Genomic DNA, 21,428 nt, shown 5'->3' on the forward strand with positions numbered 1-21,428 from the left:
GACTCCACATTTCGTAACGGCAAATCAAGGCTTTACGCGGCTCCGGCGAGGGGCAACATTCGGTGCCGATTCACAGGAGTATGCCGTCACGAGGGATTGCTTTGAAAAAGGAATGAAATGGGCCGCCAAAACACATTCGATGGGTTATCCGAGTTTTTAGCTGTTGCGAAGCGGCAGAGCGTCCGAAAGGCTGCACTCGACCTTGAAGTGACGCCGGGAGCGGTCAGCCAGGCGCTGCAGAAGCTTGAGCGGCGTCTGGGAGCCTCGCTCTTCCACCGCACGACACGGCGCATATCGTTGACAGAGGCAGGGGAGATCCTGCTTGCAAAAATTGCTCCTGCAGCGCAACTCATCGAGACGAGCCTGGGGGAGACGCTCCATTCTTCAAACGAACCGTCCGGCACTTTGAAGCTCATCGTCGAGCGCCTTGCGTTGCCCCATGTCATAGAGCCGATACTACCGGCTTTTCGCGAAGCTTGGCCGAACGTAAAGATCGACATAACTGTAAGCAACAAGCATGATGACTTCATCGCCGACGGTTACGACGCAGGCATCCTCATCGGATCCTATATCGCCAAGGAGATGATCGCGGTAAGGCTTTCGCCGCCCTTCAAATGGGCGGTCTTCGGGTCACCCGGTTACTTCAGGGAACATGGACGTCCTCAGGTGCCGAGTGATCTCACTAAACATCAGTGTATCCGGTACCGCCGGCCGGGGAAGGGCGACATCTATCGCTGGGAGTTTCTCGAAGACGGACAAAATGTCAGCATCGAGCCAAACGGGCCTCTGACGGTGAACGATGGCCAGCTCATGCAGAACATCGCCTCCCAAGGCTTGGGCCTGATCTATTCATCAACATTTCACGCATCGAGAAAGCTTGCAGATGGCCAGCTTGAACCAGTCCTGCTTGACTATTCACCAGGGAGCGATGGGCTCTTTCTATACTTTACGAAAACAGCGCAAAACCAGCCGAAGCTGCGTGCGTTCATTGACACCTGTTCCCAACTAAGGCGGTCGTTGGCTGCTTAACCAGCGACAGCTCAACTCCCACAGGCCCAAAGAACCGGCGTGAAAAATCTTGCGCGCCGATTAACGGCCCAAATGATGCAAGCCTGCACCGCGAGGCGTTGCGTCGTGAAGGTCTCATGGGGCAGCAAGCGTTTTGAGATACGCGATGATGTCCGACCGATCATCCAGTCTCACAACACTTGTGGTCATGCGGGTGCCCCGCAACATCCTGGCTGGACCCGACAAGTAGGCATCGAGCGTCTCATCAGTTCTAGATTACGCTCGAATTCACGATGGCCGTGGAATAACGATAGCCCTCCCCAGCGCCGGCGTTCCGGCCGAACACGCCATTCAAAGCGGGTCCCGACTTGTTTTGATCCTCAGTCGCCGGCGCAAGAGGCCCGTTAACCCATCTAGCCGTCCGGCCGGCCATTTTTCAGCGCGGTTCCGACTGAAGCGTCTTCCAGGTCGCCACCATCATGAGCAGCAGCAGTAGGGCGAAGGGGAAGCCGGTGGCGATGGCGCTCGCCTGAAGCGCGGCGAGCCCGCCGCCGAGCAGCAGCGCAATGGCGACAAGGCCTTCGAACGTGGCCCAGAAGACGCGTTGCGCCACCGGAGCGTCGACCTTGCCGCCTGCGGTGATGGTGTCGATGACCAACGAGCCCGAATCGGACGATGTGACGAAGAACACGATCACCAGCACGATGCCGATAAGGGAGGTCAGCCCCGCCAGCGGCAGCGGCTCCAGCATCCGGAACAGCGACAGTTCAGGCGTGTAGGCCACGACCGTCTCCTGCACGCCCTGATAACCGTCGTTCAGGAATTGCGAAAGCGCGGTGCCACCAAAGGCCGTCATCCAGAAGATCGACGCGATCGTTGGGATGAGCAGCACGCAAACGATGAATTCGCGCACCGTGCGGCCTCTCGATATGCGGGCGATGAACATGCCGACGAAAGGCGACCAGGAGATCCACCAGGCCCAGTAGAAGGTGGTCCAGCCATGCACGAACTCGTCGTCGGTTCGCCCAAAGGGATTGGACAGCGCAGGCAGATGGGTCACGTAGGACCAGGTGTTGCTAAAGAAGCCGGTGGCGATTTCCCCGGTCGGTCCGAGGGCGAAGACGAAAGCCACCAGCAGCACGGCGAGGACCATGTTGATCTCGGACAGGCGCTTGACGCCCGCGTCGAGGCCGGCGACGACCGAACCCAGCGCGACGGCCGTGATGCCGGTGATGAGCAGAACCTTCATCGTATCCGTCACCGGGACGCCGTAGAGGAAATTGAGGCCGGCCAGCGCCTGTTCCGCGCCAAAGCCGAGTGATGTCGCCAGGCCGAAGAGCGTGGCGAAGACGGCCATGGTGTCGATGACATGGCCGATCCAGCCGCGAACGCGCTCGCCGAAAATCGGATAGAAGGCGGAGCGCACCGACAGGGGCATGCCCTTGTTGTAGGCGGCCAAAGCCAGCGACAGGCCGACGACGGCGTAGATCGCCCACGGGTGCAGGCCCCAGTGGTAGATGGTGGCTGCCATGGCGGCTTCGCGCGCGGCCTCGACCGCGCCGGCATTCACCGCGCCGTCGGCAACCGGGCCGGCGATTCCCAGGGGCGGGTTGTTGAAGTGATACATCGGCTCCAGCACGCCGAAGAACATCAGCCCGATGCCCATGCCGGCGGCGAAAAGCATCGAGAACCAGCCGGCATAGCCGAAATCCGGAACGGCGTCGGCTCCGCCGATGCGCACGCGCCCCAGCGGCGACAGGACAACAGCGAGGCAAAACAGGACGAACAGATTGCCTGCTATAATGAACAGCCAGTCGAAGGTGGAGGTGAGCCATACGCGCAGGTCGCCAAGCGCCGGGCCGACGGAATCCCTGAAGATCAGGGTGAAGATGACGAAGCCGACGATGACTACCGCCGAGACGAAGAAGACCGGATTGTGAATGTCCAGCCCCAGAACCCGGATGTTGTCCTGGCCGGCTTCGAGGCCATGTTCCTCGGTCGCGGTCGTTTCAACAGATGACATGCTTCCCTCCCTGAGCTTTCGCCGTGCGTCGGTTCGGCCATCGGCGCACATGACCGTTCGCAAAGTGACTCGGTTATCCGAGCGTCATGGTCCTGATTGCGACATCGATACGACAATTGCGACCTGGTGTAGGGCTCTGGCGCAGCAAAACCATACGTGGAGTTGCACCGAACGGTACAAGCCGACCCACGAAGCCCGGTCGGGCTTGCGCCGTCGGCTGCTCGCTAGGATGATGCCGGCTAAAGGACCAAAGCCGATGCGACTCCTGCGGACGACGATGCTAATCGCGGCGCTCGCGACAGTAGCGCCGGCCTCAGCTTATACTGTCTTTCCGGACCGTGACGACGATCCTTCGAGATGCGACCCGTCACGTCGGTCTCGCCCGACTGGCACTTCTTTGGCGTCAGGCCGAAAAGGTCGCCCACCATGCGGGACGAGCGAAACCGCGCCGGGTCGTCAACGGCCGAGAATGTTGGAGCGACCAAAACCCCGACACCCGGCACGCTCATCAACAACGCAGACACTGGAGCATTCCAATGACACATCAATCCCGGCATAGTAGTCCACGGTCGTCTCTCCTTGATGTTTGGCGCTGGCCCCGGCCATGACGCCGTTCACACCGTCATTGTGAGAGACGACCGCCTCGACCAACCCCTCCTCAGTCGCCGGCGCGAGAGGCCCGCTAACCCATCTAGGCCTTCAGGTCTTCGGTATTGACTGGCAGTGTTCGCACACGCCTCCCTGTTGCCGAGAAGATCGCATTCGTGACGGCTGGAAACACCGCCGATGTCGCCGCTTCACCTATTCCTCCTGGTGGCTCGACGCTCGGGACGATATGGGTTTCAACGAGTGGTGCCTCGTCGATGCGAAGCGGCAGGTAATTGTCAAAATTGCTTTGCTCGACGCGGCCGTCCTTGAAGGTAATCGCGCCATACAGAGCCGCTGTCAGGCCGTACAAGGCTCCGCCTTCCATCTGGGCCGCAATCGTATCGGGATTCACTGTCAGTCCGCAGTCCACAGCGGTCACGATACGTGTAACCCTGACAGCGCCGTCGGCCTCGACAGCGGCGTCGGCAATCATTGCGAGATAGGAGCCGAATGCGAACTGCACGGCGACACCACGGCCCTGCCGGGCCGATAGTGGCTTACCCCACTCGGCCTTCTCTGCAGCCAGTTCCAGGACCCTCAACGCACGAGGATTTTCCGTCAGCAATCGTTTGCGGTAGTCGACCGGATCGGCTTTCGCTGCAGCAGCGAGTTCGTCGATGAAACTCTCGACCACAAAGACGTTGTGGGAAGGCCCGACACCGCGCCACCAACTCGTGAGAACACCTTGTGGCTCGACCTGGTTGAACTCGACCTGGATTGCCGAAAGCCTGTATGGCGGATGGGCCGCTCCCTCCACGCCATCGGGATCCACGCCGTTCTGCATTACGGGTGGCGCGATCCGGGCAAAAATCGACGATCCGGAGACGCGATGCATCCAGGCGACAGGGTTTCCCTGCTCGTCAATCCCGCCTGACATTCGATCGTAGTAGTACGGGCGGTAGTAGCCGTGCTGAACATCTTCCTCGCGGCTCCAGATAATTTTGACCGGGCTGTCGACGTGCATCGCAACCTCCACAGCGTGGACGATGCCGTCGACTTCGAGGCGGCGGCCGAAACCACCGCCGACAATATGATTGTTGATGATGATCTTCTCCGGCTCCAGGCCGGTGACTGTCGCGGCAGCCGCTTTGGCCGCAGAGAGGTTCTGGGTCCCGACCCAGAGCTCGCAGGCATCCTCACGCACGTGCACCGTGCAATTCATCGGCTCCATTGCCGTGTGGGAAAGAAAAGGCAATTGGTAAACGGCGTCGATCCGCTGCGCTGCGCTTGCCAGCGCCTTTGTCACATCGCCTTCGCTGCGTGCAATGGCGCCGGGTTTGTGTGATTCCTGATCCAGATGTCGTACGATGTCGGCGCTGGACACCTGTGCGTTAGGACCGTCATCCCATTCGATCGAAGCTGCCGCGAGCCCCTTCTTGGCCGCTCCGGTGTGATCCGCCACGACCGCCACGGCGCTATCCGTCAGCACGACCTGGCGCACCCCATTGATCGCGAGCGCGGCCTGCTCATTTACCGACTTCGGCTTGCCGCCAAGAACCGGAGATATAGCTATTGCGGCAATCCTGGTCCCATCAGGAAATGCGTCGATGCCATACCTGAGCGACCCGTTGACCTTTCCCGGCGTATCCAGCCGCTTTGCTGACGTTCCCAGGAGCTTGAAATCCTCCGGAGACTTGAGCGTAACGTTTTCCGGGGCAGGAGCGGGGATCGACGCAGCAATGTCGACCAACTCGCCATAGGCCAGCTTCCGGTCTCCAGAGTTGCTGAGGACAAAGCCATTCTCGGCGCGACAGGTTGCCGGATCGACGTTCCACTCCTTTGCTGCAGCCTGAATGAGTAGGGTGCGTGCCGTCGCACCGGCCGTGCGCAAGGGTGTCCAGAACGCGCGTATCGACGTAGAACCGCCCGTCATCTGACGCCCGAGCATCGGATGGGCGTACAGGGTCTCATCGAGGGGAGCATGTTCGAGCTTTACATCGTCAAGTGCGACTTCCAGCTCTCGGCGAGCAGCATTGCGTGGGCGGTGTAGATTCCTTGGCCCATTTCCACTTGCGGCATGACCAGTGTAACAAGGCCTTTCCGGTCGATGCGAATGAAAGCATTGGGAGCGAAGTCCGTGGCAGCTTCCGCAGACAGGTACGGGCCAAGCGCGAGATTGACCACGAGACCACCTCCCAGCGCAGCGCTGGCCTTCAGGAAAAGGCGGCGGTTCAGCTGTGGGCCGAGAGCACTGCTTGACATGGTCTTGTCTCCCGTTACGCGCTTGCACGTTTGATGGCGGCGCGAATGCGCTGATACGTCCCGCAGCGACAGACGTTGCCTGACATTGCGTTGTCTATGTCGTCGTCCGTCGGCTTCGGGGTTTCGTTTAGCAATGCTGCGGCAGACATCAGCTGTCCTGACTGACAGTAACCGCATTGAGGGACTTCAAGCTCGATCCACGCGTCCTGTAGCGCCTTCCCAAGCGCAACGGTATGTAAAGCTTCGATCGTCGTGATCTGGCTTTCTGCGACGCTTTCCATGGGAGTGACGCAAGAACGAGTGGGCACGCCATCAACGTGGACGGTGCAGGCTCCACAAAGTGCTTGTCCGCACCCGAACTTGGTACCGGTCATACCAAGGACGTCCCGTAGCACCCAGAGGAGCGGGGTGTCGCCGTCTACATCCACAGTGTAAGTGCCGTCGTTGATTTGGACCGAAAATGTCATTCGTGTACTCCGATTTCGACCACTAGCGCCCGGCCGAACATGATTATTCTGATGACCGAAATAAACATGCGATCGCTGTACTGCATGTATAGCTGCGCTGAACAATCCGCCGGCATCTGGCCTCCTTCAGCCACGCGAAAACCCATGTCTTCGAAGCTGAGCCTATGGTTGGGTCGTTTTGGTCGTCGGTCCTGCAATTCGAGCGCGTGCGATCGTGGTTCAGCAGAATACCGGCCGGCCCGGTCCAATTCGAGCTGATGGCTGACGCGCGGTCCAGCTTGCCCGCGTGGCTGGACGCGCAGCTGCTTGGGCCGGCATCCGAAACCCTACACAAAAGCGGACAATGGCTACGATACGACCGAGTGCCCGCCGATTATTTTGGCGTATGCGTTCGAATCCCGCCCGGTTCGCCAGCCTGCCGATCACCGCGTGACACAAAGCGGCATGGCCAACTGCCATTTCGCGCTATGGCGCCTGATCTTCAAATGACGAAAGCCGCGGATCTCGTGCTGCTCCCGAATGCTCGTCACTTTGACCGTGGTTGCTCGGTTTTTCGAACATGGTCGACGAGCATCGTGACAAAGGCGGTCACCTTGGGCGGGCGGAAGCGGGCCGTCGGGTAAACGACATGGATGCCGCCAGCCGGCAGCGACCACTCCGGCAGGACACAGACGAGCGATTCCGCTTCGACATGCCCGGCGATCAGAAAATCCGGCAGCACAGACAGCCCGGCGCTGGCGAGCGTCGCTGCAAGCACGGCGGGCGTACTATCGATCGCCAGTGCCGGACGCATGCGGATCGTGCGGTCGAAATCCTCCTTGGTAAAGTGCCAGACAATGGGCTCCCGAAGCGCGGCATTCGCAATGAACGGCGCGCTGGAGAGGTTGTCCGGATCGCTGATACGCAGCATCGCCGCAACATCCGGTGCGGCGACCAAATATTGGCGGAACGAGCCGATCCGCCTCGACTGAAGGTTGGAATCATCGAGCCAGCCGACCCGGATCGAGAGATCGATCTGGTTGGCGATCAGGTCGATACGCGCATCCGACAGCCTCAGGTCGACCTGGCAGGCGGGATAGCGCCGCGAGAATGCGGCAGCGAGCGGCGCTATGGCCGAGGCGCCATAATCGTTGGGTGCAGCTATCCGCAGCACGCCGGTGGGTTCGGCATTGGAGCGGCCGATTTCGCTGAACGCGTCTTCCGCTTCGCGCAGAATCAAGACGCTACGGGTGTGAAGCAGTCGGCCAGCTTCCGTGGGCTCGACGCGGCGTGTCGTCCGCATCAGAAGCGTCGTCTTCAACTCATCCTCAAGCCGGGTCACTTGCTGGCTGACGACCGTCTTGGTGATCCCGAGCCTCTCGGCAGCGCGCGTGAACGAACCAGTATCCACCACAGCGCGCGCAGCCAACCGGAACCGGATCGAGGCGGCACAGGCTGAGATGCGCCGTTTCGGTGCGCGTGGGGTACCGACCCTTATCGTCGGACGGGGCCGGGACGCCCGCGTCGTCAGTTCGAGCGCGCTCTATAGCGGTGCCGATGCCCTGATCGCGAGTCTTCGCGCCGCATGAGTGAGAATAGCTTAGATTTTAAGGAGTGACCAAGTGACCGACACTGCATTTCCGGCAACTGGCCATGTCTATAAGGCCGACTATGGCGACCCTGTCTTTCGCGTCGCTTTCGATACCGACGGCAAGACGCTGCGCTGGGCGCCGTTCGCTGCCGCCGATTTCGACGCCGAGGCAGCAACCGAGACCTATCAGGCCACCTTCATCCGACCCGGCGTCTTCATGGTGACTTGGAGAGAAGCGGACGGCACCACCGTGAGCCATGTCGAGGATTTCGAGAACGCGACGGTGCACGCCGCAATCACCATGCCCGATCACCAATTCCTGACACTCACGGGCAGGTGGACCGGCTGTGCTGAATAACCCTTTACGAGAAGGAGATGCATATGCTTACGAGAAGAAAGCTGCTGACCATGACCATCGCGACGACCGCCATCGGTGCCATAGCCCCCTCGGGCCTGCTCCGCGCTGCCGGTACGGCACTCGACTGGAAGCACATTCCGGCTGGCGAGAACGGTTTCTTTCGCGCCACGGTGCTGCTGTCCGGGCCGACCGAAGCCATCCTGATCGATGGCGGCTTCACGCTTGCCGACGGGCGCGCCGTTGCCGAATTGATCAAAGCCGGGGGCAAGAAGCTGACCACGATCTATGTCAGCGTCAACGATCCCGATTATTACTTCAGCCTGCGCCCCGTGACCGACGCTTTCCCGGATGCCAAAGTCATCGCCGCCCCTGATACGGTCGAGGCGATCAAGGGCAATGTGGCGACCAAGGTCGAGGTCTGGGGCAAGCAACTCAAGGAGAATGGCCCGCAATCCGTCGACGAGGCCGTCGTTCCCGCCGCCTCGGACCTGACCACGCTAGGCGTCGATGGCGAGACCGTCGAGATCGTCACCGTCGCGGACATGCATGACCGCCGCTATCATTGGGTGCCGTCGCTCAAGGCAGTCTTCGGCGGCACGCTGGTCTATGGCGGGCTGCACCCCTGGATCGCCGATATGCCGAAGCCCGAGGACCGAGCGGCGTGGATTCGCGCGCTGGACGAAATCACATCCCGCCAGCCGCAGATTGTCGTCCCGGGCCACATGCCGCCGGACTGGCCGACCGATGCCTCCGGCGTCGCCTTCACGCGTGATTATCTCGTCGCCTACGAGGAGGAGTTCGCCAAGGCCGCAAACGGCGATGCGCTGATCGCGGCGATGAAAGAGCGCTACCCGGGGGCCGGCCTGGAGATCGCGCTGGAAATCGGCGCGAAGGTCGCCAAGGGCGAGGTGAAGTGGGGCTGATGTAGCCAGAATTCGAACTGGTGCGGGGGACTTAGGACGGGTCCTCCGAAGAAACGGCCGGAACCGTCTGGCCGTTCTCTCCCCGGGTGTGGAGACTTTTGCTGATCCGCCGGATCAAGCGTCTGCGGTGTTGGAACAACCTCGTAGTTGGCGTAGCCAGCCGGCATACTCGGCACCGATTGCCCCGAGGCTTGTCCATTTCTCGGACGTCTCATTGCGGACGAGCAACAAAGGCTTTCCGTCAGGCGGTGGCGGCGCATTCTGACTGTCAATCGGACCATCCAGGGACATCACCGGTTCGGTCGCCGGCGCCAGAAGATCGGATTGAGCTATGATATCGCCTGCCGCGACATTCCCTTTGATTACTTCAATGATGCGGAACTGATCCTGCTGGTCCGAAGCAACGGCCAACACTGCCTCGTCGGCGGAGTCCAGTCTTTGCCCAGGCGTGATAACCGTTCCCGAGAAACAGATTGCGCAGGCCTGGGCCTGGGCCATGAAAGCAAGAATCAGCACGCCGAGACTGAACAGCAGCGACAGCATTCGTGTGGATAGCAATCTCGCTGGCAACAGATCAATCTCCATGGGAAGCGGGTCAGGCCGACGGAACAGCCGGACCCGCTTTAGCCAAGCTCTTTGATGGTCTGGCCTTTTGCGTATTTGTAAGCGTCGGCTGGCGTCGTCTTGGTGTTGCTAAAGATGTAGGCGTCGAACGACCAGCCCGTATGGACGTGCGTCTCGCCGAAATATGCCTGCCTCTCTTGAGAATATGCTGTCGCTTGGATCAGCAAGTAAGCCGTCGAGGCAAGCATCGAAACCTCCTCATCTGAATTGCGCGTACCTTTGTGCAATCGTCCGACTGTGATCAGTGGCTATTCGCGATGATGGTGGACCATGGGATCCGTGCCCCATGGTCAAGAGGCCAAAGTCAGGGGACGAGTTCGATCTCGCTCGGTCGCCAGGTCTTGTCGATCCAGGGCTCCAATGGCCCGTACATCCGCAGGAGCGGGAACCAGCTCTTGCCGGAGACGGTCTGAAGCCAATTGCCCTCCTTGCCTTCCGGCGCATTGGGAGCAAAATAGACGTCGTAAGACCCGTCCGCGTTCTGCTTCATTCCCTCGGTCTGGCTGCCAACCGTCGGGAACTTCTGGCTCGTCTGGAGTTGCGACCGGGTCTGGCTGTCGTAAAGCGTGACGGCCCAAAAATCATTCACCGGCACGTTCGGCGGCAGATGCAGCCTATAGGTCTTGGACCCGTCAAGCGGCTTCTTGTCGGCATCGAGACTGGCCATGGCGTAGTCCGACCCCGCCCCGGCCGTTGTGACCGCCATGGAAGGGGTCACGCCGGCAGCATTGAAGTAGAACAGAGCCCTCGCACTGAGGTTCATGGCCCCATCCGCCTCGAACGAGGTGTTCTTGTTCGCATATCCCATAATCCAGGCACTGTCGGTGTCAGGATAGATCTGGACCCCGCCAATCCGCGGATAGGCGGTGATAACGCGCGCGGTTGCGTTGCCGAGCGTGCCCGCTTCGGCCAACAGCTTCTTCATTCGCTCATCGGGCTCGAACTTCCGGCCCTTGACGATGCCGATCGAAGCGATTTCGCCGCGCACTTCGGGCCCGATCGCGTCGATGGGCTCGCGCTGGATGATCGCGTCGAGGATCTCGAAGTATTTCAGGTCGTTCGGAAAAACGGTGTTGAAAGACTTCCCCGACACATTGACGTATTCGGTCGGCGGGGGGTTGCCGGCGTCCTTGAGCGGGTAAATCTTGAGGCCCATGGTGATGTTCTCGACCGCCGGCTCCAGGCCGTCCTTGATGAAGCCGCGTAGGAACAGGAAGTTCCTGTTGGTCGAGGGCTTCAGCAGGAAATATCCGTCAGGCACATCGCCAGCGTAGCCCGGTGGCAGCACGAGATACTTGCCGCCCTTGCCCTTGTCCGGACCGGTGACGCCGATATTGCCGACAAATCTCTGCCAGGAATCATCGAGAAAACCGAGCATCCCGGGCGGCACTTCGATGACCGTCGGGCCGTCCTTGGCGAGATCCGTCCCCGAATACGCATAAAGCGTCGAGGTGTTCGCCGTCACGACAACGGTCGCTGAATCCATCAACTGCTCGAATACGGCGATCTTGTTCGGCGCGTCCGCGCCTGCCCTGGCAAATCCGTCGAGAATGTAGTTGATCGACACGGCGCCGAGATTGTCGAGATAGACGTCTGTGGCGCGCATCCTGTCGAGGTTGTCGTAAACGGTCTCGACTGTGTTGCCGATCGGTATGCCGTCGAAGAACTCTAACGTGCCGATCGAAGTATCGACCTTGTCGGGGATCGAGATCGATTCCAGTTCCGCTTCCGTGACATCCGCTGCCGCAAACTGCGGCGACCCCACGGCGACAAGGGCTGAAGCGACCAGAGCTCCTCCGAGTTTCGTCGCGAGTGACCTGTTTTCCGAGATAGGGTTGCTCGAGCGTTTCATGTTTCGACCTCCTATATTTTCGTCCGTGGTTGCCTGCATTTGTTGCTCATCGGCATGACCACCGGCGCGGCGCGGCGTCCGCCGCGGCACTAACCAGCTCTATTTCTGCACCAGCTCGATCTCGCTCGGCCGCCAGCTCTTGCAAGTTGCTACTACTTGCCGATGTTGGAGATGCTTGCCTCACTTCATCGGCGGAAAGATCGTGGCCCAGTCGTTCTTCATGCTGATCACATTCCAGCCGCTCCTGGTGGCCTGGTCCATCAGCGCCTGGGTGAAGGCGCCGAAATGCGTTTCCGGCTCGCCATTCGCGGGTCCGTAGGCGTACTCCCGGTCCGCGTCGTCATGAAAGACCAGCATCATCAGGCGTTTGCCGTCGCCAGCGGCGGTCCATTCCAGCATCTGGATGTCCCCGTCGGTGTTTCCGAAGGCGGCAATCGGCAGCTTGCCGATATGGGCGTTTATGCCAACCGGCTTGCCGCCTTCGTTATCGACGAATGCGACCTCAGGGAGACGCATCAGCATCGGCTTGCCGTCGACCATCTCGAACTTGGTCTTGATCGACGAGCCGACGACTTGCTCGGTCGGGATGCCGTAGACCGCCTCCGTCATCGGCCGCATGAACTCGATGCCGCCGCCCGAGACGATGAAGGTCTTGAACTCGTTCGCGCGCAGGTAGTCCATCAGATCGAGCATCGGCTGGTAGGCGAGATCGGTGTAGGCGCGGTCGAACCTCGGATGTCTGGCCGTCTTGTACCAATCGGTGACGATCTTCTCGAAATCCGCGGTGCTCATCCCGGCATGGGTGGCCGCGATGATCTCCATGAACCCCTTCTCGCCGCCCTTCGCCAAGGCCTCCATGTCGTTCTCGATCGCGAACTTGAACGGCTCGGTGTTCTGCCATTCGGGATGCTCGGGCGCCATCGCCTTGAGCCGGTCGATCGCAAAGGCGAGCTGGGTGTAGATCGGGTGCTCTGGCCAAAGCGTGCCGTCGTTGTCGAAAGTAGCGATGCGGTCGCCGGGGGCCACGTAGTCGGGGCCGCCCTCCTCAGTGACGGCCTCGACGAAGGCAATGATCGCCTGCTTGTTCGCACCGTCGTTCCAGGATGGCAGGGGGTCGGTCTGCGCCGCCGATGGCGGGGCCAGCAGAATGCCCGCGACCAGCACCGGGATGGCGCGGCGGATGAGTGGAGAATGAAACGTCATCGTGGGTCTCCTAAATCGGCGAGCCGGCCTGCGATGTTCCGCAGGCCGGCTCACGGGTCAGTTCACGAGCTCGATTTCGCTCGGCCGCCAGCTCTTGTCGAAGAACGACGGCAGCGGGCTGTAGAGGCGCAGGATGGTGAACCAGCCCTTCTCGGGGTCGGTCTGGACCCAGTTTCCGCGATCGACGCCGTCCGGCTGTTCAGGGCTGAACCAGACCGTGGTCGAGCCGTCCTCGGCCGCCGCCGCCGCCGGCGAGGGGTAGGATTGCGATCCGGCGCGCGGGTATTTCTGCGGCGTCTGCAGCATCGAGCGGGTCTGGTTGTCATAGAGCGTGAAGGACCAGAACGCCTCGGCCGGGATGTCCTTGGGCAGCGTCACTTTGTAGGTCTTCGCGCCGTCGAACACGTCGCCCTTGGCATCGAGAAAAGCCATCAGATACTGCGATCCGACGCCGGGGATGTTCATGATCATGCCGGGGCTGTCGAGCGTGTAGCCGTAGTAGAAGGCCGTGCGCGAATCGAGGGTGCGGGCACCGGTCGGTGGCAGCGGTTTGAATTCGCCATCCTCAAATGCGGGCGGCGGGGTTTCGAAGAAGGCGCCGCCCTCCCAGAGCATGCTGCCCCACTGCGAGCCCTCATAGTAGGCCCAGTCCGGGTGGGCCACGTAGGGGCGCCAGTTCAGCACCCGGCCGGCCGCCTGGCCGACGGCGGCGGCGTCGGTGAGGATCTTCTTCATCCGCTCGTCGGGCGCGAATTCCTGGCCCTTGACGATGCCGATGGCGGCAAGCTGGCCGGAAAGCTCCACGTCATAGCTGGTGGCGGGCTCGGCCTGGACGTTCTCGTTGATCCACTCGTAGAAGCCGAAATCGCTGGGAGGGATGGTGTTCATCGACACGCCACTGATCTCGACGAATTTGGTGTCGGGGATCTTCGCATTTCCCCCGAGGCGCACCGCGCCGGTCAGCGCCTGAGCGATGCTGGTGCCGTAACCGCCCGCCGCGTAGGGATAGATCTTCAGGTTCGCCTTGATGTTCTCAACCGCAGGCTTTGGATCGTCATTCACCAGATAGGCGCGCGAGGCATAGAGCGCCCGGTTGGTCTTCGAATGGGCGACGAAATATCCGCCCTCGGGCAGCGGTCCGTCGTAATCGGGTCCGACGATCACATATTTGCCGCCCTGTCCGCGATCCGGGCCTGGGCCGCCGACGTCAATGATCCACGAGAACCACATGTCGTTGATGGTGCCCACGCCATTTGACGGCTGTTCGATCACCATCGGCCCCTTCGAGAGGTCGATGACCGAGATGTAATAGACGGTGTCGGCGTTGCCGGTCAGGAACAGGTTCGCCGAGTCCGCCAGTTCGGACGTTATGACGACGTCATTGTAGTCGGCGCCAACGCTCTGGAACCCCTTGTGGAACCCGAGGGCCGAAGCACCGCGAAAGCTGTTGTTGTAGACGTTGAGCGCGCGGGTGAAGTCGAGCGCGTCGAACACCTTCTGCGCGGTCTCAACACTCGGAGCGCCGTCCTTGAACTCCAGCGTGCCGATGCTCGTCTCGATCCTGTCGGGTGCACCGAGCGACTTCACCACGTCCTCCGAGACGTCGGCGTGGGCGATCCCGACGCAGGCGATAGTTGCCAAGGCCGCGGCGGAGCGAAGTAGATCTCGCTTCGTCAACATTTGCCGTACTCCTTTATTGTTCGATGAGTTATCGCTTCGTTTCGCGCCGGCAGGCGCGCAGGTCTTCTCATTTTTTCGGAAACAGGAACGTGATCCCGGTGCGGAAGCCGAAGTCCTCGGGTCCGCCCACGGGACTTTCGGCCCAATAACGGACACCGGCGAAGAGGCTGATCGGCTGCTTGTCGATGACAACAAGCTTCGCGACCTGGAAGTTGATCGGGACCGACCATGCCTCGGCCTCCCAATTGTAGGTGCTCTCGGTGTTGAGAGTGAAAGTCCACGCGTCCTTTGTGGTGTACGAGACGAAGGGCTGCAGGAAGGTCGAACTGATATCGCTGCGGGCCTCGTCGCCGGCGAATGACCAGATGTGGTTGGCCAGCATGCCGACCGTCCATCCGTCGAATTGCTTCAGGACAACTGCGGTCGGTCCGGCTCCCCATTTTTCGCCGCCGAGAAAATCATCGGTTGCGGTCGGGAACAGGAACACCGGACCGGCTCCCCAGATGATGCCGCCTTCTGTCGGGGCCTTGGGCGAGAAGAACAGGCTCTGGGTGATGTCGCCAAGGCCGAACTGGTCGCCTGACGGGCCCGCTATGTCTTCTTGCCAGACGATCGGCACTATGGTGCGGGATATCAGGTTCCAGTCGTCGTTGAGCGTGATCGGGATGACAGGCTGGACATTGACGAACGCCTTTTCGCCGTCGTTCGGGCCGTACCCGCTGTCGTAGTTGAACTGGAACGGCACGCTGATCAGCGAGGCGATCGGGTTCGACAGCTTCTTGGCGAGTTCCTGCGTGTCGTCCTGGGCCCACGCGGCGGTGGCAAACAGCAAGGCCGGAACGAGGAGAGCCGCCATCTGCATTGCTCGGTGGCCAGGATCCATGCGGGAACCATTCGCCGTCGGGATCACCGATCCGGCCGCGGCTTCACCACAACGTCCTTGTCCAGCAGCGCGGCTCCGACTTCCGCGACCAATCGATCTACCAATTCCTGCCATTCGGCTCTCCTTGCCTCTCGCAGCCCCGATGGGACCCCGTCGACCCTCGACAGCGCCAACTCGGCTTCCGCGAGTTCCTCGCACATGTCGCAAAAGGCCTCGCTTCGGGCCATCAGCCTGCGGATCGCGAGTTCAAATTGCGGATATCGGCGAAGTGCCGCCGAAAGCGCTTCTCGCTTGTTAGACCCGCTTTCCGGTGCCATGGCGCGATCCATTGATTGCGCCAGACTAGGCCTAGACTGTTGATGATGCGACCAGCAGTATGTAAGTTACGTGGGCGACCATGTAATTTACATGGAAAAAGGCCGACAACGGTCGCTTACTTAAGAACTTACTAAAGAACAAACGGGGGTTTCGGTGGTCCAGGCGGAAGCACCCGCGGCAAGGGAGCGGGGTCTCCCTGCGGAGGACTGTCGCGCCCAGCTTCACCGGATCTTGAACAGCGCCGACTTTGAGGCGACTGACCGCGAGCACCGTTTCCTCAGTCATGTGGTGGAAGAGACGCTGTCGGGACGCGGCGGCCGGATCAAGGCCTACTCGATCGCCGTCGAAGTGTTCGGCCGCGACGCATCCTTCGACCCTCAGTCGGATCCGATTGTCCGCATCGAGGCCGGCCATCTGCGTCGCTCGCTCGAGCGATACTATTTCACGGCGGGACAATCCGACGCAATTCTCATCACGATTCCGAAGGGCGGCTATGTCCCGTCCTTCTCGCTTCGACCGCAGCCGCCCGTTGCGGACGTACCGGAAACCTCCGTTGCTTCGGTTGCCGCTGCAATCTCAGCACGGCCGAAGGCGGCCGGGCTGTGGATAGGGCTTCTGGCGCTGGTTGCAGCAATGGCGATGGCTGCCGGCGCATGGTGGTGGAATCCGCCACAAACCAGCCCGGGCGCGCCCAAAATCCCCCGCGTGCTGGTCGAGAAGTTTGACGACCTGACCGGCACGCAAGCCTCGGCGGCCATAACGAGTGGATTGGCGCAGGAAGTCGCCGGGCAGCTTTCCAAGTTCAGAGACATCGTCGTCCTCCAGTCGGTCGAAACCGCACCAGGCAAAGAGACCTTGCCGCCGCGCTTCGTTCTTTCCGGAAGCGTAAATCTGGAACCGGACGCCTTCCGCCTTCAGGTAAGTTTTCGCAACCGGGCCGACGGCTCGATCCTTTGGGCAAACAGCTACAACGGACAAACGAAGGTCTCCGGAATTCTGGACGCCCAGGCCGACATAGCCCGGAACGTGGCGACAAGCCTTGCCCAATCCTATGGCGTGATTTCCCAGGCGGACGCGGCGCTGAATGTTTCGAATCCTCCCGACGATTGGGCTGCCTACTCCTGCACGCTTTCCTACTATGCGTACCGGGTGAGCCTCGACCCCAAGGCCCGTGCTGAAGTGCGCGCGTGCCTGGAGAAGGCGGTCGAGCGGTTTCCGAATTATGCGACGGCCTGGGCCTTGCTGGCGCATGTCACTATCGACGAAGTCCGATTCAGTTTTCCGGCTGACCCTGCCTCGTCACCGGCGGTCGGTCGTGCCTTGGCCATCGCCCGCCACGCGGTGGAGTTGGATCCTCGCAACGTGCGCGCCCTGCACGCCGAAATGTCCGCGCTTTTCTTCAGCAAGGAATTTGATGCGGGGAGGCGGGTGGGCGAGCAGGCTCTGGCGATCAATCCGAACGACACCGAACTCATGGGGGGCTTCGGGGCGCGCCTGGCCTTGTCAGGACGCTGGGACGACGGTTGCCCGTTGGTGGAAGAGGCGCGTGACCGCAACCCGGGCCCGTTCGCGTACTACGAGTCTATACTGGCGCTATGCTCCTATTTCGGCGGGGATTATGCGAAGGCCGCCATGTGGATCAAGAAGACAGCCGTTCCGAAAAATCCGCTCTACCACGCGATTGCGGCCGCGATCTTCGGCGAAGGCGGATACGAAATCGATGCCGAGCGCGAACGTGCCTGGCTGGAAGAAAATGAGCCGGCTTTGGTCAGGAACTTGCGGTTGGAGGTCTCGACGAGGCTTGCCCGTTCGGAAGACGCCGAGTTTTTCATTGGCTCGCTGAAGAAGGCTGGCCTCGCCATCGAGGACTGACTCCCTCCTGGCTCAGCCCAATTCCGCCTGTAGGTTACAGTAAATTACCTCCCGCTCCGAAGCAGAATGCGCCAACCTCCAGATCGGCCAAGCACGCTGGGACAACCACCTGCCAAATGGAGAGAGACAATCGCACGAGCGCGGAAGCGAGCGCACTCGACACGCCGGGCGGGCGAACTGATCACCATCCGGCTCCGGTGCAGATGAAGTTCTAAAACGCCGGGTATTCCGACCAGACCTACCCGCAGTGCCGCAAATTCAATTGAGGGAGTTATCAATGGCAACTCGTAACATGCTTGCAGGAGCGGTCCTGATGGCCGCCTTCGGCGCGGCCGGCATTGCCCATGCGCAGACGATCAGCTTTGCCGATGCCGCGACCGCCCTGACCCAGGACTGCGGCGCGGACATCAAGAAGCTCTGCAGAGGCATCAATCTCGGCAACCATCAGATCCAGACGTGCCTGGAAAAGCATCAGGCGAAGGTGTCGCCAACTTGCATCTCCACCCTGGCCGACATCACCGTTTCGATCGAGCGGCGGCTCGCGGCGCAAGCCGGCGTTTTCAAGGTATGCGGCGCGGATGCGGCGACATTGTGCAAGGGCGTCAAGGGTGAGGCGCACCTCCTTCAATGCCTCATCAAGACCAAGCGCATCGACAGCCAGAAGTGCAATCAAGCAATAACCGACGCCGGATGGCGCTGAGCCGGTCCGAAGGGGAGAAGCAAAAATGTTCTTACGTCGAAGCTTTGCCGGCCTGACGCTGGCCCTCATATTCGCCGCTGGCTCCGCCGAGGCTCAACAACTCAGCGACCACCAACTGATCCAGAGCCTGGGCAAGGTCAAGGCGGCCGCGCCGGCCATTGACATCACCCTTTTGATCGACGAGGCGAATGCCAATGTCGGAAAGGGCGTCGCCGGCCTGCCGAACTGGAGCCAGCTTACACACCTTCCGCAGTTTGCGGTCGAGATCGATTTCGAGAATAATTCGATTGCGATCGAGCCTGAATCCTATCGGACGATCGGACTGATCGCCGATGCGCTCCACCATCCGCTGCTGCGCCACTACAAGTTCCTTGTCGTGGGGCACACTAACGCCACCGGCAAGCCCGAGCACAATCTCGAACTCAGCCTCAAGCGCGCCGACTCCATCATGACCGCCCTGGCAACCACATTCGCGGTGCCGGCAAACCGTCTCGTCGCCATTGGCGTCGGGCAAGAACTGCCGCTCGCCTCAACCGACCCGAAAGCCGCAGTCAATCGGCGGGTACAGCTCATCAATCTTGGACTGGTGGAATAAATCGCTCCGACGAAGCAAAAAAATGCGCGAATGTTCATGTCAGAAGTCATATGGAGGCTGCAATGAGATGTCGTGTCGGCAAAGCTGGAATTTTAATGGCCCTGTTCCTGGCTTCCTTTTCGGTCGAAAGGGCCTTCGCACAGGCTGAAGTCGAGGCAGACGCCGCCAAGGTTCTTGGCGCAATGTCCGAGTATCTTGGTTCGCTCCAACGCTTCTCAGTCGACTACGACGTGGAGACGGAGGTCGTGTCCTACGACGGGCAGAAGCTTCAGTTCGCCAGCTCGGGTGAGATAAAAGTGCAAAGGCCCGACAAGCTTCACGCATCCCGCAAAGGCGCGATTGCCGACCTGGAGCTGATCCTCGACGGCAGCGCGCTGACGCTCTACGGTAAAAAAGCGAATACGTTCTTCCAACTGCCCGCCACAACCATCGACCAAGCTGTCGATGCCCTTCGCAACGATGTTGGTTTCGATGCGCCCGGAGCCGACCTTCTCTCCGAGAAGCCCTTGCAGCACGCTGAAACGGATACCGCCAGCGGCACGCACGTCGGCATGGCGTTTCTCGACGGCGTTCAGGTCCACCATCTCGCTTTCCGAGGCAGGGAGGTCGACTGGCAGCTTTGGGTGAGCGACGGCGAAAAACCCTTGCCGCTCAAATATGTCATTACAAGCAAATGGGTTGCAGCCTCTCCCGAATATTCGATCGAGTTCAGAAACTGGAACACCGCGCCGTCGATTGATGACTCCAGCTTCGTCTTCAAACCTTCAAAGGATGCCAAGAAGCTCGAAACGTTTTCCGTTGACGAGATCGGCGAAATCGAGATGGTCAAGGAGTGATGACGATGAGACTCACACTTCGCAATACAGCTATTTTTGCTTTGTCCTTGCTGACGTTCATCGAGGTCGATCCGGTGTCAGTCGTGACAAACGGTTCTCTTGTGCCGGATGCGAATGCCCGGATAGGACGCCCTGCCACTCCGGGCAGCGTCGCTGGCGTGGCCCGCCGCACGACCCGGCGGACTGTTCGTCGGTCGGCAATCTACATCAGCGCGCTCCCTGCGGGCTGCGCACGGGTAACCGTCTACGGCACATTGGTTTGGCGATGCGGCGGGACCTATTATCAGTCCTCAGGGTCGAGATACGTCGTCGTCTATGTGGACTAGCGGCCGCTCCCGAAGCTCTCTCGATCGCGTTGGTTCGGCTTCCCTTGCTGGACGCGCCGAAAGAATTTTGGCGGCCGTTGTCCTGCTCGCCCTTCTGGAGGGCTGCGCCAGCCGCCCGACGGGTGTCCTGTCGCCAGTAGCCGACACCTCTCCGACTAACAGCACGGTCGAAATGCTGGTTGCGACAACTCGCGGCCGGGCTTCGAAACCCGGCGAGATGTTCGCCGGGGAACGCGGAATGACACCGTCCTTCGCGGAGATCACCGTGTCGATTCCGCCGGACGATGTCCGCAAGATTGGCGAGGTCGCCTGGCCAAAGAAACTGCCCTCGAATCCCGCTACCGATTTTGCGACCCTGCGGGCGGAGGAAGTCTCTCGGGATACGGCCGAAAATTGGCTCAAGACGTCTGTTTCGCAGAGTTCGGATCGCAGCGTCCTTGTCTTCATCCACGGCTTCAACAACCGGTTCGAGGACTCGGTCTATCGTTTCGCCCAAATCGTTCACGATTCCGGGACGCGCAGCGTTCCCGTGCTGGTCACCTGGCCGTCGCGGGGGAGTCTTCTCGCCTATGGATACGACCGCGAAAGCACCAACTATACGCGCAACGCATTGGAGAACCTGTTTCAGTATCTAGCGCGTGATCCCGACGTTAAAGAAGTTTCCGTCCTGGCCCACTCGATGGGAAACTGGCTGGCGCTGGAGTCTCTTCGGCAGATGGCGATCCGCAATGGCCGTCTCCCGCCAAAATTCAAGAACGTCATGCTGGCAGCGCCCGACGTCGACGTCGACGTTTTCCGGTCGCAGATCGCCGACATGGGAGCTCCGCGCCCACAATTTACGCTGTTTGTCTCGCGTGACGATCGGGCCTTGGCGGTATCGCGGCGCGTCTGGGGAGATGTGGCCCGGCTGGGTTCGATCGATCCGGAGCAGGAGCCATACAGGACCGAGCTCGCGGCCAACGACATCACGGTCATCGATCTTACCAAGATCCAAGCTGGCGATGATCTTCATCACAGCAAATTTGCCGAGTCGCCCGAGATCGTGCAACTCATCGGCACCCGCCTCTCGAGCGGCCAGGCGTTGAGCGACAATCGGCTGGGCCTTGGGGACCACATCGTCACCGCGACTGCGGGTGTGGCGCATGCGGCAGGCACTACGGCGGGACTGGTGATTGCCGCTCCGGTCGCGGTGGTCGACCAGAATACGCGGGACAACTTTGCCAACCACGTGGGAGCGCTGGCCGCAACTGTGCCTGGTGGACCAGCAAACGAGAACCCGGTCAGCACCGATTGCAATTCCAGGAAAGCCGCCGCGACCAAGGTATGTGACCGGTAACAAG

General features: G+C 60.8%; 20 protein-coding genes and 2 pseudogenes. 9 read left to right on the top strand and 13 right to left on the bottom strand.

Going from position 1 to position 21,428, the window contains the following annotated elements; genetic code table 11:
* The first annotated feature begins 117 nt into the window (after positions 1 to 117).
* Positions 118 to 1,029 carry a LysR family transcriptional regulator gene (locus tag G6N73_RS16785; RefSeq protein WP_165029562.1) on the top strand — a complete coding sequence of 304 codons (912 nt, stop codon included), beginning with the start codon at positions 118 to 120 and terminating at the stop codon, positions 1,027 to 1,029.
* 415 nt (positions 1,030 to 1,444) lie between these two features.
* On the opposite strand, the gene G6N73_RS16790 is transcribed toward G6N73_RS16785, so the two are convergent.
* From G6N73_RS16790 to G6N73_RS16810, 6 genes and pseudogenes are all read right to left on the bottom strand, one after another.
* Positions 1,445 to 3,031: a BCCT family transporter gene (locus G6N73_RS16790; protein WP_165029564.1), complete on the bottom strand. Its 1,587-nt coding sequence runs from the start codon at positions 3,029 to 3,031 to the stop codon at positions 1,445 to 1,447.
* 355 nt (positions 3,032 to 3,386) lie between these two features.
* Positions 3,387 to 3,543, bottom strand: a pseudogene (locus G6N73_RS16795) (transposase); the annotation flags it as partial.
* Positions 3,544 to 3,722: 179 nt separating this feature from the next.
* On the bottom strand, positions 3,723 to 5,552 hold the full coding sequence (locus tag G6N73_RS16800) for a xanthine dehydrogenase family protein molybdopterin-binding subunit (RefSeq protein WP_343044645.1): 1,830 nt from the start codon (positions 5,550 to 5,552) through the stop codon (positions 3,723 to 3,725).
* Positions 5,553 to 5,611: 59 nt separating this feature from the next.
* Positions 5,612 to 5,881, bottom strand: coding sequence for a twin-arginine translocation signal domain-containing protein (locus G6N73_RS38305; RefSeq protein WP_343044647.1), 270 nt, complete (start codon positions 5,879 to 5,881; stop codon positions 5,612 to 5,614).
* Between the two features lie 14 nt (positions 5,882 to 5,895).
* A complete protein-coding gene (locus G6N73_RS16805; RefSeq protein WP_165029566.1) occupies positions 5,896 to 6,348 on the bottom strand; it encodes a (2Fe-2S)-binding protein in 453 nt (150 codons plus the stop codon).
* Between the two features lie 526 nt (positions 6,349 to 6,874).
* The gene (locus G6N73_RS16810; protein ID WP_425484102.1) at positions 6,875 to 7,741 is read right to left on the bottom strand and encodes a LysR family transcriptional regulator; all 867 of its coding nucleotides are present in this window, start codon (positions 7,739 to 7,741) and stop codon (positions 6,875 to 6,877) included.
* Between the two features lie 208 nt (positions 7,742 to 7,949).
* Between G6N73_RS16810 and G6N73_RS16815 the strand changes: the two genes are divergently transcribed.
* Both G6N73_RS16815 and G6N73_RS16820 read left to right on the top strand, forming a co-directional pair.
* The gene (locus G6N73_RS16815) at positions 7,950 to 8,276 is read left to right on the top strand and encodes a MoaF-related domain-containing protein (protein WP_165029568.1); all 327 of its coding nucleotides are present in this window, start codon (positions 7,950 to 7,952) and stop codon (positions 8,274 to 8,276) included.
* Between the two features lie 23 nt (positions 8,277 to 8,299).
* Entirely contained in the window at positions 8,300 to 9,199 is a 900-nt protein-coding gene (locus tag G6N73_RS16820) for an MBL fold metallo-hydrolase (protein WP_165029570.1), read from the top strand.
* 114 nt (positions 9,200 to 9,313) lie between these two features.
* Here the strand turns inward: G6N73_RS16820 and G6N73_RS16825 are convergent, their stop codons facing one another.
* The 7 genes and pseudogenes from G6N73_RS16825 to G6N73_RS16855 all read right to left on the bottom strand — a co-directional run bounded on the left by G6N73_RS16825 (position 9,314) and on the right by G6N73_RS16855 (position 15,758).
* Complete coding sequence (locus tag G6N73_RS16825; protein ID WP_165029572.1) at positions 9,314 to 9,784, bottom strand: hypothetical protein; 471 nt, start codon at positions 9,782 to 9,784, stop codon at positions 9,314 to 9,316.
* 50 nt (positions 9,785 to 9,834) lie between these two features.
* Positions 9,835 to 10,011, bottom strand: a pseudogene (locus G6N73_RS16830) (DUF3604 domain-containing protein); the annotation flags it as partial.
* 116 nt (positions 10,012 to 10,127) lie between these two features.
* Positions 10,128 to 11,675 carry a DUF1254 domain-containing protein gene (locus G6N73_RS16835; protein ID WP_165029574.1) on the bottom strand — a complete coding sequence of 516 codons (1,548 nt, stop codon included), beginning with the start codon at positions 11,673 to 11,675 and terminating at the stop codon, positions 10,128 to 10,130.
* Between the two features lie 180 nt (positions 11,676 to 11,855).
* Positions 11,856 to 12,878: an HAD family hydrolase gene (locus G6N73_RS16840; protein ID WP_165029576.1), complete on the bottom strand. Its 1,023-nt coding sequence runs from the start codon at positions 12,876 to 12,878 to the stop codon at positions 11,856 to 11,858.
* Positions 12,879 to 12,935: 57 nt separating this feature from the next.
* Complete coding sequence (locus G6N73_RS16845) at positions 12,936 to 14,558, bottom strand: DUF1254 domain-containing protein (protein WP_165029578.1); 1,623 nt, start codon at positions 14,556 to 14,558, stop codon at positions 12,936 to 12,938.
* A 67-nt stretch (positions 14,559 to 14,625) separates the two neighbouring features.
* Positions 14,626 to 15,414, bottom strand: coding sequence for a transporter (locus G6N73_RS16850; protein WP_246252123.1), 789 nt, complete (start codon positions 15,412 to 15,414; stop codon positions 14,626 to 14,628).
* Positions 15,415 to 15,464: 50 nt separating this feature from the next.
* Entirely contained in the window at positions 15,465 to 15,758 is a 294-nt protein-coding gene (locus tag G6N73_RS16855) for a hypothetical protein (RefSeq protein ID WP_165029582.1), read from the bottom strand.
* A 634-nt stretch (positions 15,759 to 16,392) separates the two neighbouring features.
* Here G6N73_RS16855 and G6N73_RS16860 point away from each other — a divergent pair.
* The 6 genes from G6N73_RS16860 (at position 16,393) to G6N73_RS16880 (ending at position 21,424) form a co-directional block, all read left to right on the top strand.
* Entirely contained in the window at positions 16,393 to 17,631 is a 1,239-nt protein-coding gene (locus tag G6N73_RS16860) for a hypothetical protein (protein WP_206078898.1), read from the top strand.
* A gap of 277 nt (positions 17,632 to 17,908) precedes the next feature.
* Positions 17,909 to 18,331 carry a hypothetical protein gene (locus G6N73_RS16865; RefSeq protein ID WP_165029586.1) on the top strand — a complete coding sequence of 141 codons (423 nt, stop codon included), beginning with the start codon at positions 17,909 to 17,911 and terminating at the stop codon, positions 18,329 to 18,331.
* A gap of 25 nt (positions 18,332 to 18,356) precedes the next feature.
* Positions 18,357 to 18,926 carry an OmpA family protein gene (locus G6N73_RS16870; RefSeq protein WP_165029588.1) on the top strand — a complete coding sequence of 190 codons (570 nt, stop codon included), beginning with the start codon at positions 18,357 to 18,359 and terminating at the stop codon, positions 18,924 to 18,926.
* A 95-nt stretch (positions 18,927 to 19,021) separates the two neighbouring features.
* Positions 19,022 to 19,762, top strand: coding sequence for a DUF2092 domain-containing protein (locus G6N73_RS16875; protein WP_165029590.1), 741 nt, complete (start codon positions 19,022 to 19,024; stop codon positions 19,760 to 19,762).
* A gap of 5 nt (positions 19,763 to 19,767) precedes the next feature.
* Positions 19,768 to 20,088, top strand: a complete 321-nt coding sequence (locus G6N73_RS36925) for a hypothetical protein (RefSeq protein ID WP_246252125.1) — start codon at positions 19,768 to 19,770, stop codon at positions 20,086 to 20,088.
* A 67-nt stretch (positions 20,089 to 20,155) separates the two neighbouring features.
* Positions 20,156 to 21,424, top strand: coding sequence for an alpha/beta hydrolase (locus G6N73_RS16880; RefSeq protein ID WP_165029592.1), 1,269 nt, complete (start codon positions 20,156 to 20,158; stop codon positions 21,422 to 21,424).
* The last annotated feature ends 4 nt before the right edge of the window (positions 21,425 to 21,428 follow it).

It is taken from the genome of Allomesorhizobium camelthorni (assembly GCF_011045125.1).
In the GTDB taxonomy this organism is placed as follows: domain Bacteria; phylum Pseudomonadota; class Alphaproteobacteria; order Rhizobiales; family Rhizobiaceae; genus Allomesorhizobium; species Allomesorhizobium camelthorni.

Excerpts from the sequence above, each read along its gene's own strand:
- G6N73_RS16785 (WP_165029562.1), top strand. The coding sequence starts at position 118 with ATGGGCCGCCAAAACACATTCGATGGGTTATCCGAGTTTTTAGCTGTT.
- G6N73_RS16790 (WP_165029564.1), bottom strand. The coding sequence starts at position 3,031 with ATGTCATCTGTTGAAACGACCGCGACCGAGGAACATGGCCTCGAAGCC.
- G6N73_RS16800 (WP_343044645.1), bottom strand. The coding sequence starts at position 5,552 with ATGACGGGCGGTTCTACGTCGATACGCGCGTTCTGGACACCCTTGCGC.
- G6N73_RS38305 (WP_343044647.1), bottom strand. The coding sequence starts at position 5,881 with ATGTCAAGCAGTGCTCTCGGCCCACAGCTGAACCGCCGCCTTTTCCTG.
- G6N73_RS16805 (WP_165029566.1), bottom strand. The coding sequence starts at position 6,348 with ATGACATTTTCGGTCCAAATCAACGACGGCACTTACACTGTGGATGTA.
- G6N73_RS16820 (WP_165029570.1), top strand. The coding sequence starts at position 8,300 with ATGCTTACGAGAAGAAAGCTGCTGACCATGACCATCGCGACGACCGCC.
- G6N73_RS16825 (WP_165029572.1), bottom strand. The coding sequence starts at position 9,784 with ATGGAGATTGATCTGTTGCCAGCGAGATTGCTATCCACACGAATGCTG.
- G6N73_RS16835 (WP_165029574.1), bottom strand. The coding sequence starts at position 11,675 with ATGAAACGCTCGAGCAACCCTATCTCGGAAAACAGGTCACTCGCGACG.
- G6N73_RS16840 (WP_165029576.1), bottom strand. The coding sequence starts at position 12,878 with ATGACGTTTCATTCTCCACTCATCCGCCGCGCCATCCCGGTGCTGGTC.
- G6N73_RS16845 (WP_165029578.1), bottom strand. The coding sequence starts at position 14,558 with ATGTTGACGAAGCGAGATCTACTTCGCTCCGCCGCGGCCTTGGCAACT.
- G6N73_RS16850 (WP_246252123.1), bottom strand. The coding sequence starts at position 15,414 with ATGGCGGCTCTCCTCGTTCCGGCCTTGCTGTTTGCCACCGCCGCGTGG.
- G6N73_RS16855 (WP_165029582.1), bottom strand. The coding sequence starts at position 15,758 with ATGGCACCGGAAAGCGGGTCTAACAAGCGAGAAGCGCTTTCGGCGGCA.
- G6N73_RS16860 (WP_206078898.1), top strand. The coding sequence starts at position 16,393 with ATGGCGATGGCTGCCGGCGCATGGTGGTGGAATCCGCCACAAACCAGC.
- G6N73_RS16865 (WP_165029586.1), top strand. The coding sequence starts at position 17,909 with ATGGCAACTCGTAACATGCTTGCAGGAGCGGTCCTGATGGCCGCCTTC.
- G6N73_RS16870 (WP_165029588.1), top strand. The coding sequence starts at position 18,357 with ATGTTCTTACGTCGAAGCTTTGCCGGCCTGACGCTGGCCCTCATATTC.
- G6N73_RS16875 (WP_165029590.1), top strand. The coding sequence starts at position 19,022 with ATGGCCCTGTTCCTGGCTTCCTTTTCGGTCGAAAGGGCCTTCGCACAG.
- G6N73_RS36925 (WP_246252125.1), top strand. The coding sequence starts at position 19,768 with ATGAGACTCACACTTCGCAATACAGCTATTTTTGCTTTGTCCTTGCTG.